Source organism: Cellulomonas sp. HZM (assembly GCF_000708885.1).
Lineage (GTDB): Bacteria > Actinomycetota > Actinomycetes > Actinomycetales > Cellulomonadaceae > Cellulomonas.
The window spans coordinates 1-11,170 of sequence record NZ_JEOE01000008.1 but is presented as its reverse complement, the minus strand read 5'-3'; the positions used below and the strand labels follow the sequence as shown (position 1 = coordinate 11,170).

The 11,170-nt window shown below is 71.6% G+C and carries 15 protein-coding genes; all 15 read right to left on the bottom strand.

Features of this window, described 5'->3' with window-relative positions:
- Nucleotides 1–102 precede the first annotated feature (102 nt).
- Nucleotides 103–462 (bottom strand): hypothetical protein, encoded by a 360-nt coding sequence (locus tag AW16_RS18355; protein WP_029289137.1) that lies wholly within the window; start codon nt 460–462, stop codon nt 103–105.
- Nucleotides 463–485: 23 nt separating this feature from the next.
- Entirely contained in the window at nt 486–959 is a 474-nt protein-coding gene (locus AW16_RS0106415; protein WP_029289136.1) for a hypothetical protein, read from the bottom strand.
- Between the two features lie 2 nt (nt 960–961).
- Entirely contained in the window at nt 962–1,957 is a 996-nt protein-coding gene (locus AW16_RS0106410; RefSeq protein WP_029289135.1) for a phage tail tube protein, read from the bottom strand.
- 1 nt (nt 1,958) lies between these two features.
- Nucleotides 1,959–2,228, bottom strand: coding sequence for a hypothetical protein (locus AW16_RS0106405; RefSeq protein WP_029289133.1), 270 nt, complete (start codon nt 2,226–2,228; stop codon nt 1,959–1,961).
- A 13-nt stretch (nt 2,229–2,241) separates the two neighbouring features.
- On the bottom strand, nt 2,242–2,706 hold the full coding sequence (locus tag AW16_RS0106400; protein ID WP_029289131.1) for a hypothetical protein: 465 nt from the start codon (nt 2,704–2,706) through the stop codon (nt 2,242–2,244).
- Nucleotides 2,703–3,242, bottom strand: coding sequence for a hypothetical protein (locus AW16_RS0106395; RefSeq protein ID WP_029289129.1), 540 nt, complete (start codon nt 3,240–3,242; stop codon nt 2,703–2,705). Before AW16_RS0106395 ends, AW16_RS0106400 begins: the two co-directional genes overlap by 4 nt.
- 1 nt (nt 3,243) lies before the next feature.
- Nucleotides 3,244–3,618, bottom strand: coding sequence for a hypothetical protein (locus AW16_RS0106390; RefSeq protein WP_029289127.1), 375 nt, complete (start codon nt 3,616–3,618; stop codon nt 3,244–3,246).
- Between the two features lie 106 nt (nt 3,619–3,724).
- A complete protein-coding gene (locus AW16_RS0106385) occupies nt 3,725–5,143 on the bottom strand; it encodes a hypothetical protein (RefSeq protein WP_156044073.1) in 1,419 nt (472 codons plus the stop codon).
- Nucleotides 5,144–5,264: 121 nt separating this feature from the next.
- The gene (locus tag AW16_RS16940) at nt 5,265–6,047 is read right to left on the bottom strand and encodes an HK97 family phage prohead protease (RefSeq protein ID WP_081861507.1); all 783 of its coding nucleotides are present in this window, start codon (nt 6,045–6,047) and stop codon (nt 5,265–5,267) included.
- A complete protein-coding gene (locus tag AW16_RS0106375) occupies nt 6,047–7,213 on the bottom strand; it encodes a phage portal protein (RefSeq protein WP_029289121.1) in 1,167 nt (388 codons plus the stop codon). The genes AW16_RS16940 and AW16_RS0106375 overlap by 1 nt, the downstream gene beginning before the upstream one ends.
- Nucleotides 7,210–7,404, bottom strand: coding sequence for a hypothetical protein (locus tag AW16_RS0106370; protein WP_029289119.1), 195 nt, complete (start codon nt 7,402–7,404; stop codon nt 7,210–7,212). Before AW16_RS0106370 ends, AW16_RS0106375 begins: the two co-directional genes overlap by 4 nt.
- A gap of 11 nt (nt 7,405–7,415) precedes the next feature.
- Complete coding sequence (locus AW16_RS0106365) at nt 7,416–8,945, bottom strand: hypothetical protein (RefSeq protein ID WP_029289118.1); 1,530 nt, start codon at nt 8,943–8,945, stop codon at nt 7,416–7,418.
- Nucleotides 8,914–9,459 (bottom strand): hypothetical protein, encoded by a 546-nt coding sequence (locus AW16_RS0106360; RefSeq protein ID WP_029289116.1) that lies wholly within the window; start codon nt 9,457–9,459, stop codon nt 8,914–8,916. Before AW16_RS0106360 ends, AW16_RS0106365 begins: the two co-directional genes overlap by 32 nt.
- 134 nt (nt 9,460–9,593) lie before the next feature.
- Nucleotides 9,594–9,923 (bottom strand): hypothetical protein, encoded by a 330-nt coding sequence (locus tag AW16_RS16935; RefSeq protein WP_051681720.1) that lies wholly within the window; start codon nt 9,921–9,923, stop codon nt 9,594–9,596.
- A gap of 213 nt (nt 9,924–10,136) precedes the next feature.
- Nucleotides 10,137–11,075, bottom strand: a complete 939-nt coding sequence (locus tag AW16_RS0106350; RefSeq protein WP_029289114.1) for a hypothetical protein — start codon at nt 11,073–11,075, stop codon at nt 10,137–10,139.
- Between the last annotated feature and the right edge of the window lie 95 nt (nt 11,076–11,170).

Here is an 11,170-nt window from a genome sequence, read left to right as displayed (position 1 = left end):
TCTCGTCGAGGTACTCGCACAGCGCCATGAACTCGGCCAGCTCGAGGCGGTCGATCTCCCACGGGCGGATGTTCAGGACGGCGGCGAACGACGCCAGGTGGGTCAGTCGGAGGTGGGCGAGTCGGCCGCCTGGTCGGCGGCCGGCGTAGGGACCTGCGCCTCGGCCTCCGCGGCCTGCTCGGCGGCGGACGCGGCGGCCTCGAGGCCCACGTCGAGGGCGTCGATCAGGAGACCGAGGTCCCACCCGTCGAGGTCGGCGAACTTCGTCTCGGGCCGCTTGCGCTTCACGGCCGTCAGGGCGAACGCCTGGTACGCGGCGGTGTACCCCTCGGCGAGCATCTTGGTGAACTGGATGTAGGGCTCGCCGATGTGCTTCTCGATCACGGTCGCCTCGGCCAGCAGCGGGTGATCGGGGTCGAAGCTGAACGTGTCGCCGTCGAAGGTGAACTCGATGTTCGTCATGGGGGTGGGGTCTCCTTGGGGGGTCAGAGGTTGGCCGCGTCCTGGGCGGCCTTGCGGATCGCCGCGAGGATGCGGCGTTGGATGTCGGGCGCCTCGGCGGTGAGGACGTCGGTGAAGAAGCCCTCGGTGATGTCCTGCTCGAGCCAGGTCGTGCGCTGCCCGAACAGGGGGTGGCGGACCTTGCCCCGGTTCAGTGCCGCGATGTCGTGCCCCCGCTTGCGCATCGCGATCTTCACGGCGGTGCTGCGCCCGTGCAGGGTCGTGGTGGCGCCCGGTGTGCTGGCGGCCCACCGGTTCAGTCCGCCCCGGCTCGGCAGGCGAGCCAGGGCGGACTTCTTGATGTTCGTGCGGGTCGACTTGGTGATCTCGCGCACCTCACGCCGCAGCGCGTTCTGGATGCCCTTGGCCGCGTCCTGGTCGGCCACCGCGCGCAGGCGGGTCCCCAGACGCGCGAGCTCCTCGCGGCCCTGGACCGCGAAGTCCTCGCCGCCGGCCACGGTCAGGCCAGGATGGAGTCGGCCGAGACGATCTCGATCTTCGGTGTGTTCGCGCCGTCGAACAGGCAGGTGAACGGGAAGTCGCCGCTGACCTGGTCGGGGCCGTCCAGGACCGGGGTGTCACCGTCGAGGTAGCAGCCCGGCAGGGTGATGCGGAACAGGTCGTAGGTGTCGGGTGCTGCGAGCAGGGCACCCCGCGCCTCGATCACCAGGGAGAACCCGGCGTCGGAGACGAACCGGTCCGCGAACACCGTCTTGTCGACGAAGTCCGCGCTGACCGTCCCGGAGATCCCGACAGGCGCGTTCGCGATCGGCTCGGCCTTCTTGCCGCCACCGCCGAGGTAGTAGCGGTCGGTGTTGAGGTTCCGGTCGATCTTCACCGTCGCCTTCGTGACGCCCGCGACCGCCGCCTCCGCCCCGAACACACCGACCTTGACCGACGCCTGGGTCCCCACGAACGGGCTGACCGCAGCCGGGTACGACGGCGCGGCGAGCGCCTGCGCCTCGGACACGTCCTGGGCGTCGAACTCGAACGTGGCCGCGAGGATCTTGGCCAGGTCGATCTCGAACGTCGCCGAGGTGACCTTGCAGCCCGTGTACGAGTACGGGCGCACGACACCGGACGCGTCGGGCAGGCCGACCTGGATCGACAGCGACTTGCCGAACGTGTCGGCCAGGACGTGCGTCTGCTGGTACGCCGGGGCTGTCAGGACCGTCGGGGTGACCGAGGTGCCCATGAGCGCCTGGACGAGCAGGCCCATCTTCCGGTTCGCGACGTCGAGCTCGAGGGAGCCGCTGCCACCGACGGTCGTGGGCTGGCGCCCGGCGGCCGCGGCCTGCAGGCGACCCGACGCGATCGCCGCAGACTGCTCGGTGTTCTTCGTCTTCTTCAGGCTCGCCTTGTTCGGCTGCACGAAGGACGTCGGCGCCACGTAGGCGCCGTACGTGACCTCCGGTGCGATGCCGACGTGGGCACCCAGCCCGGATGCGATCGCCATGTCAGGACTCCTCGGTGGTCTCGGCGGTGGTCGGGTCGGCGGCAGCGGCCGGGTCGGCGGCAGCGGCCGGCGGGTCGATCTGTCGGCGACGCGGCGACGCGGCCGGGGTCGACGCGGCCGGGGTCGCGTCCTCCCACCACGGCTGGGCGATGTACGCCTCGAGGCGGTTGTCGGGGACCTCGACGATCTCGTCGGCGCCGACGAGCGCCCCGCTGAACCCGACGCCCGGGACGAACAGCGCCTCCCCGGACACGTTGCGAATCTTGGCCATCAGGAGCTCTCCTTCACGCCAGGACGGCCTGGCACTCGAGGTCGAACGGGATGTTCACGATCACGCCCTGGTCGTCGTACGACTGCTGCAGCGCGAGGCCGGAGACGGACGCGACCTGCAGCACGGAGCCTCTGAGCGTGGGGTCGGAGGTGACGGTGTCGATCGCGATGTCGAGCACCCCCGCTGCGGCGGTGCGACACGCCGCCAGGTCGCTGCCGCCATCCCACGCGACCGCGACGCAGTGAAGCGTGAACGCCTCCTTGCGCTGACGGTGCCCCAGCGAACCCCAGGGCTGGGTCGCGGTGGCGGCGTCGATGAGCTCGTTGTCGGACGGGTCGGAGACGCCCACCATCAGGTACCTCTTCGGTGCCGCGTCGGTGGGCCACAGCCCGTCCCACACGGTGACGTCGGGCGGTGCGACGTCCCTGAGCATGGCGATCAGGGCGTCGATGGCTGCCGGCATCGCGGTGGCGGTCACGCGAAGCCCCCCTCGCTGAACGAGTCCATGATCTCGAGCACCCGGTACGACCAGGTGTAGGCCGCGCCCGCCGGAGGCTCGGTGCTCCCGCCGCCCGTGCGTCGCCCGGTGCCGCGCTGCGTCTCCCACAGATGGCGGACCTGCAGATTGCCTGCGAGCGAGAGGTCTTCCGGGACGGGGTCGTAGCCGGCCGTGTAGGTCACGACCAGCGGCCCGGGACCGAACTGGCCGCGAGCCGACGTCAGGATCCCCGCCGACTCGTCCAGGACGTAGTCGGTCTCGGCGAGCGCGACGCCGGCGGCGGTCACCGAGGTCACGGAGACGACCGGGCAGTGCGACAGGACGAGGTGCTCGCGGCCGCCCTGTTGCACGTCCGAGAAGAGCTGAGGGACGCCGACGCCGAACTTTCGCGCGAGCATCTTGGAGGCTGCCGTGATGAACTTCGCCAGCTCGTCGTCGTCACTGGTCGACTCCAACGGGATGTTGAGGAAGTTCTTCGCCTCCTCGAGCGTCACGAGGTCGACGTCGGCGGCCACCTCAGTCGCCGTCCGGGTCGCCCGGCTCCCGCGGGTCGGCCGGCTCCTGCGGGTCGGCCGGCTCCTGCGGGTCGGCCGGCTCCTGCTGCGCGGGCGTGACCGGCGGTGCAGCGTTGCGGGCCCGACCACGAGGCGTCGGGGGCGGGGAGGTGGGAGGCTGCCCGTTCGTCGCCGCTCCCTGCGCCGCAGGCCGGCGCGAGCCCTTCAGGGCCGCGATCTGGTCGTCGACCGCCTTGACGCGGTCGTCGAGTCCGCGCGCGACGTACCCGCGACGCTCCTCGCCGAGCGCTGCGATCAGCTCGCTGCGCTCCTGCTCCTTCGCCGCTGCACGCCGCACTGCGGCCGCGCCGTGCTGGGCGGTGTCCTTCTTGCTCATCGTCCCCTCCTCGGGGTCGTCGGGGTGTTGTCGTGGACGGGACGTCGCCCCGGCCGGCCCTGTCGTGCGGGACCGGCCGGGGCGCGTCGAACCAGGCGCGCGCGCGTCAGAAGACGGGCGCGACCAGGCCGGTGCCGGTGATCTTCTGGTGCACGGCCTTGGGCGTTCCCTGCGCGTCGACCACGCGGTTGAAGCAGGCGGCGAAGTAGCCGTAGAGCACCAGGTCGATGCCGAGCTTCTTGGCCTGCGGCTGCTCGGCGCGGATGAACATCGGCGCCGAGGGGTCCTCCCACAGGTGGGCCTCGTGCTGGACGACCTCGACGACGACGTCCTCGTTGGTGCCCGCGCCGAGGTTGCTCGGCAAGTTGTTGTCGGTCACCACGCGGCCGCCGTTCGGCAGGAACCCGCGCACCCCGGCCGGGTACTTCGCCCCGTCGGTCGTGGCGAAGGCGCCGAGCGGAACGCTGGAGTTCTGCACGAACGGCTTCTTGTCCGTGACCTCCCCGTTGAGCCACGCCCACCGACGACCCCGCATGAGGGTGAACACGTCGTCCTCGTCGAGGTCGAGCAGGACGTCCTCGATCGTCGCGACGCCGCCGAGGATCTTGCGGTACAGCTCGGCGGCCGTCGGGTCCGCGTCGGTGTACGTCAGCGGGTTCGCCACCGCCAGCAGACCCCAGACCGGGGCGTTGATCAGCCGGGCGTCCAGACCGGAGTCGTACGACTTGAGCAGGTCCTCGAAGACGATGTCCTCGGTGCCCAGGCCACGCTCGGACGCCTGACGGGAGATCGTCTGCGAACCGGCGTTGGTCCGGACGCTGACGGCGATCATCTCGTCGTCGTAGTCCTGCTCGGCCACCGTGTCGAGCTCGTTGGCCTGCTCGCCCGTCGCCGTCGTGGCGACCTGACGCGGGATGTACACCGTCATCCCGGTCTCGGGCAGGTCGTGGTGACGGCACTGGTCGGCGAACTTGCGTCCCGGGCGGCCCTTGGGCGCGTACAGGTCGATCAGGTACTGCGGCACGATCGTGCCCGGGGCGCCCGACGTGGTGACCGCACGGGTCTCGACGACCTCCCCGCGCTCGTGACGCTCCTGCTCGACGTGGCGCGCCAGACGCTCGCGCGCCGCCGGGTTCCCACGGAACTCGGCCACCACGTCGGACAGGAACCGAAGACCCTTCGGGTCGTTCTCCTGGGTGTAGGTCCGCTGCTCGTTGACCTCGACCGCGCGCTCGGGCTGAGCCGCGCGCTGACCGGTCGGGTGGGTCTGCGCCTGCAGACGCTGCACGGCCTGGTCGGACTCGAGCTCCCTCTCGTAGCCCTCGAGCTGCTCGCGCAGCGCCGTGAGCTCGGCGTCGATGTCGGCCTTCTTCGAACGCAGCGCGTCGACCTGCTCGGCGTCCGGGGCGTCCTGGCCGCGGAGCTCGTCGAGCTCGGTGGCGTACTGGTTGCGCAGCGAGATCCGGGCGTTCATCTGCTCCCGGGCCCGCGCGATGAGCTGCTCGAGCGTCATCGTGGTGCTCACTTCCTGCCCCGTGGCGGGGCGATCTTGGGTGGGTGGGGTCCCAGCAGCGACAGGCGGTACCCGGCCAGGCACAAGGCGCAGCAGGCCCTTACGCGACGCGTCTCGGGTGGGCGGCCGAAACTCAGACGAGCTCGACCAGGCGTGTGTCGTCGGCGTTCACGAGCTCCACGCCGCGGCGCGGAAGCGACCCGGCAGGCTCGAGCCGCGAGCGCAGCAGCGTGAACGCCTCACGCGCGGTCGACTCGTCGAGCGCGCGGACGATGTCCAGCGCCTCTGCGGCACGCAGGCCGGCGCCGGTGGTGAAGGGGTTCGCGCCGTAGGCGACGATCGCGACGTCGCCGCGATGGATGTCGAACTCCTCGATGCGGTACTCGGTGTAGTCGGGGGACCACTGTCCGCGCACGATGCGGAACATGAAGCTCATCTCGTCGACGAGGCCGGCGCGAAGCTTCGGCGCGATGTAGGCGACGTCGGGGTCCTCGCGGTCCAGCGCGGGGGCGTCCACGAGCAGCCCCGTCTCGTCCTCGCGCAGCGTCAGGGTGCCGTTCGTCGTGCGGGCGATGCGCCGCAGTGCGGCGTGCTGCAGCACGAGCGGCACGTCGAGGTCGGCACGGGCCAAGGAGTTGGCGCCGGCGCCCGCGGAGACGATCTCGGTGTAGGGCCCCCAGAAGTCCCACATCTCGTAGCCGCGCTCGTAGACCGTCGCGTAGCCCTCGAAGTGCAGGGGGCCGCTGGCGTCGTCCGTCGATCGCAGCTGCATGCGGGCGTGCGGTGCGGCGGCCCACGCACCCGAGCCCTGCTCGGGTGCGCAGCGTCGCTGGGAGGGACGGTCGGCGCGGGCCGCGACCGCCGCGGCCCGCTCGCGGCCCGCGGCCGCGATCTGCTCGACGAGCTCGGGGTCCATCAGCTGCCTCCTGAGGTCTGCTGCTGCGGCGGGCGCGACGTCGGCCACAGGCGCTCGAACTGCGCGTAGTCCGCTTCGGTGAGGGGCTGCTCGTCGACCAGTGCGCGCGCCTCGTCCGGCGTGCGGGTGCGCGAGTCGATCTGCAGCTTGAACAGCTCGGCGCGCGACTTGGGATCCATCGCGAGGATGGCGTCGCGGTTGAGCTTCACGTACCGCGGCCGCGGCGTGAGCCGGCTGAGCGCCTTCTCGCGTCGGGTGATGGGCGAGCCGAGGTGCATCACGAGCAGCTGCAGGTTGCGCTGGGTGATGTTCGCGTAGTTCAGCGTGGAGGACTGCACGGCGACGTCGACGAGGTCGGCGGGCACGCCGTAGAAGCGGCACAGTGCGACGTCGCTGTACTGCATCTGCTCGATGAACTCGGCCTCGGCAGCCTTCGCCGAGATCGGGTCGTAGGTCCAGTCCTTGCCGGTGACGAACACCTCGCCGGCGGCCACGGTCGCTCGGAAGCGTCGCGCCGTGCGGTCGGCCTGCTCAGGGTTGAGGACCTTCTCGGTGTTCTTCAGGATCGCCGACGGGACGGTGCCGTTGGCGAACCAGTCGAGCGCGAACTGCGCCGCGGCGTCTGCGCCGGCCAGGTACATCGCCGCGTAGGCGACGGGCGACAGGCCGACCGGCATGCCGGCGACCCGGTGCTGGCGCTCATGCCAGATGTCGCGCGGCTCGTGCTTCTCCCCGTTGATCCAGTACCGGGTGATACGCCGGTCCTTGATCCGCATCCGGACCTCGTCCATTCCGGCGAGGTCGATCGCCGCCGGAAGCCCCAGCGAGTCGCGCCGGGTGATGACGCCGACGTTGTTGCCGACGGAGTCCAGGCTCATCTGACCCGAGTAGAGCCAGTCGCCGATCGTCATGGGCTGGCCGTCGGCGTCCTCGGACGGTTCGACCAGGACACCCGGGGCGGGCACCGATGCGTTGATGGCGCCGACCTTGCGGTAGACGTCCACGGGAAGCACGGAGATCAGGTCGGCGCGAAGCCTCTGGGCGCCCCACGCGACGGACTGCCGCAGCGCCGAGGTCGGCGTGACCTCAGGCCCGCGGCCGCGTCTCAGCGCCCGGCCCGTCGCGTCGGCCACACCGGCGAGGGTCGAGCGACGCAGGAGGCTCATCGGCGCACCGCCGCCCTGCGTCGGCGCCGCGGGCGGCGCACCGCGTCGAGCAGCCAGGACACGGCGAGAAGTCCACCGCCGGCCACCGCCAGAGCTGCGACCAGGCCGCACCACGCGCCCGCAGCCACCGACGCCGCGGCGACGAGCACCAGCAGGCCGAGCAGGTCGAGCACGTCCGTGACGTCGTCCATCTAGGACCTCCTCACAGGTCGTCGTCGGGGTCGGGGTCGAGACCGTAGGTCGAGTCGTCGACGTCGTAGTCGTCGCCGATCATCTGGGCCAGGACGTGGCGTGCGAGCGTCACGGCGTACAGCGGCGTGATGTCGGCCAGAGACTTGCCCCGCCAGAACGTCCACGTGTCGGCGGTGCGGCGCTTGATCGCGGAGAACAGTGCGCCGTTCAGGACCGGGTCGCCGGGATGGGCGATGCGGCCCGAGAGGGCGTCGTCGTACAGCTCCCCGCACGCGTCTGCCTTGTCGCGGCCATTGAGCCGCTGGACGAGGAAGCCCTCAGCTTCCAGGTCGGTGACGAGGGCGCCGGCCGGACCGGTGCCGTCGATCGCGACGACGTCGCCGCCGAACAGCGATCGCAGCTGGACCATGCGCGCCACGACCCAGTGAGTGCCCGGCTCGTGGTCGACGACCTCGAGGTAGGCACGCTTGGACGGGTGCCGCGCAGCCAGGCCGATCGCCGACCAGTCGCGATCGGGAGCCACGTCGACCGACCACACCGGCTGGCCCGTCCAGTCGACCGCGTCCTCGCCGAGCGCGAGCTCGTTCCACGCCAGCTTCGGGATCACCGGGTCAGGGGCCTTCGCCGAGGGCCACCACCCCAGGTAGGCACGGTCGAACTCTTCAGGGTCAGAGGCGAACGCCTCGAGCGCGGCTTCGAACGTCGCCTGGTCGGTCAGGTATCCGAGCGCCGGGTGGCAACCCCACCACGTGTCAGGGTCCTCCCGGTCGGCGCCCTCAGGAGCGGCGTACTCGATCAGCGCCGTCCGCGAGCGCCGCTGGTGCAGGGGCTTGGTCTGCTCGAGCTCGAGGCGGGCGCGTGCGACCTCGAGCTTGTTGCGCAGGTAGACCGACGAGGAGTCACCGGCCGCCGAAGCGACCAGCAGCTGAGCATGCGGGACGTTGTTCATGGCGGGGCGCATCGCCTGCTCGATCCGGGCGTCGCCGTGCGCGAACGCCTCGTCGATGCCGCCGAGGTCCAGGGTCGGGCCGTGGCCCGACGTGGCCTTCACCGAGTCGATCCACCAGGCCGAGTCGTTCACGAACTGGATGTGCTCCTGGCCGCCCTTGCCCGACAGGCCAGGCTTCTTCGTGCGACGCCCGACGTTGCGGTCGAGGAACGCCGCGAGCGGCGAGGCGGCGATCGGGTGCCACATGTCGGTCTCGAGGCGCTGCAGGGCCATCGTGCGGTTCTGGGCGGTGTAGCGGGCGGTCGCGCGCGGCGTGAACAAGCACGTGTCGGTGAACTTGGCCCGGATGAACGACGTCTTGCCGATCTGGCGAAGCCCGACGAGCAGGATCTCCTTGTACCAGGGGTAGCCCGTCGCGGGGTCGATCTCCCCGGCGATGTCCGCCACCAGGCGCTGCCACGGGATGAAGGGCTCGCCCATCTTCGCCGAGACGTTCGCGACACGCCCGCCCGTGGTGTCACGGTTCGGGTTGCGCTCGGTCGCGTGCAGGGGAGCGGCCTCAGGCCGGCTGCGCGTCCGTACCGCTACCACCGCTGCCCTCCGCCATCTCCTGCAGCATGCGGGCCGCCTGGTCCGCCAGCGACGGCTGCTCGCTCCCGTCACCCGCGTCGTCGGACAGCCCTGCGAAGCCGAGCATCGCCAGACGCTGCAGCACCTCGAACTGGCGCAGCTGGACAGGGGAGATCAGGTCGAGCCGGTCGATCTCGGCGATCTGATCGAGCACGCGCGCGTTCAGACGCGCCAGACGCACCAGGTGCCGGCGGAACGGCACCTTCGCGTCGGGCTTGCTCAGGTCCTTGAGCAGCGCACGCTCGAGGGGGCCGGCCTTCGCCTTGAGGTCCAGCGAGCTCGTCGCGACGACAGGCTCGGGGACGGGGCGCTCCACGACCAGCGGTTCGCTGTCCGCGAGCGCGGCAGCCAACTTGACCTCGCGCTGCTTCGCCCGCCACGACGCCATGTACGTGCGCTTGGCCTCACGGCAGATCTCGCAGTGGCAGCCGCGGCGGTAGCCCGACATCCCGTGCTTGGTCACCTCGGCGGCCATCGCACCTCCCGTCGGTCACACGCTGTAGGGCATCACCTGGGGGCGACGGTGGGGGGAGAAAAAAAGGTTCAGTGGGCGGTCCCCCACGATCGCGACGCTCTAAAAATCGGTGCCTGACCTGCGTCGATGCTTGGTCACGACAGGTCGAGGGGTGGCCAGTCGCGCGAGCGCGGGCGCTCTGTCGGGGGTGCGTCCCGGCGCCAGCCGGCGTTGCATCCGAAGTGCGCAGGGCGCAGGTTCCAGCGCGCCGTCGGGTGCCCGCCGTCGGCGAGCCGGACGATGTGGTCGAGGCTCGGGCCGTGCGGGTGGTTGCGACGCAGGCCGAACACGATGACCCGGTCGAGCTCGGGGTACAGGCACACCGGCCGCTCGCACAGCGAGCCCGGCGGGCACAGCTGCTTGACGAGCGCCCGCCACGCTCGGCCCTGGCGGCCGCGCGTCGGGTCCCACTCGCTGCGCGTCATGCCTGCCCCCCGAGACGGTTGGCGCGTCGGGCCGCTCGACGCCGATGCCCGGCCACCCCCGCAGCCGACGCCAACCGTGCACCCGGCTCACGCCGGGGCGGCCTGCCAACCCGGGGGCGTGCCGTCCCCGGGAAGCACGAAGGCCCGGACCGGTGACGGTCCAGGCCTTCGGAGCCAGTTCGGCTCACTGTGACGGACAGTAGCGTGACAGCGTCAAGCACCCGGGGACCTGGGCCGGATCGCGGCGTGTCGCAGTGCGGCAGGTACGGCGGCGCGGCGCACGAGCTGCTCGACGTCGCCGAGCCGGTACAGCGGCTTGTTCCCCGGTGCGGGCGTGTGAGCGCGTGGGTGGAGCAGGTCGCGCTGCACCCACTTGCGGATCGTCGCGGGCTCGACCGCGACGCCGAGCCCCTGCAGTGCGCGGGCCGCCTCGGTCGCGGTGACGAGCGAGGCACGAGCCGCGCGCAGCAGCGCGAGGCGACGCTCGTCGGCGGGGTACTCGGTGCCGCACAGCGGGCACGTCACCGTTGCCGCCGGCGGCACGACGTACAGCGCACCTCCGCACGCCTCGCCCGACTCCGTCACGGCGTCGCAGCGGCCACGGAACACGCGCCGGTCGAGGCGGTGCTCGAGCACGGCGCGCGCCGAGCGAAGGGCCGTCGACATCTGCTGCACGAGCGCTGGCCCGTCGTCGCGGTATTGCAGCCCCGCCAGGTGCTGCAGCCACCACGCGGCAAGCGGCACGAGACGCCGCTCCGGGCGGTCGAGACCCCGAGCGGACGCGACGGCAGCAGCCGCGGACGCGAGCGTGCGCACGAGCTCGTCACGCTGGTAGACGGCGGTCGCGACGAGCGGGAGCCGCGCGTCGACGACCGAGCCCGACCGCACCGAGGTCCCGTGCCGCAGCTCGCCACGGATCGCCGCCTCGAGCGCCATCGCCAGACCGGGCACCAGGCGACCTCCGTCGATCGCCCGGCGCTGCACGAGCGAGCCGTCCGCGGTCCGCACGGTCACAAGCGGCGCCGGCACACGCTCGGACGCGACACCCTCGAGCAGACGCCGCAGGTCCGACACGCACACCGAGCAGACCGTCTCCCCGAGCAGGACATCCAGTGCCCGGTCGCAGTTCGGGCATGGCACGGTCGTCGTCATCGCTCACCCCCCGGCCCGCCACGGCCCCGACGACCTCGACGCTTGCGGCGGGCCGGGGGGTGAGCGATGACGACGACCGTGCCATGCCCGAACTG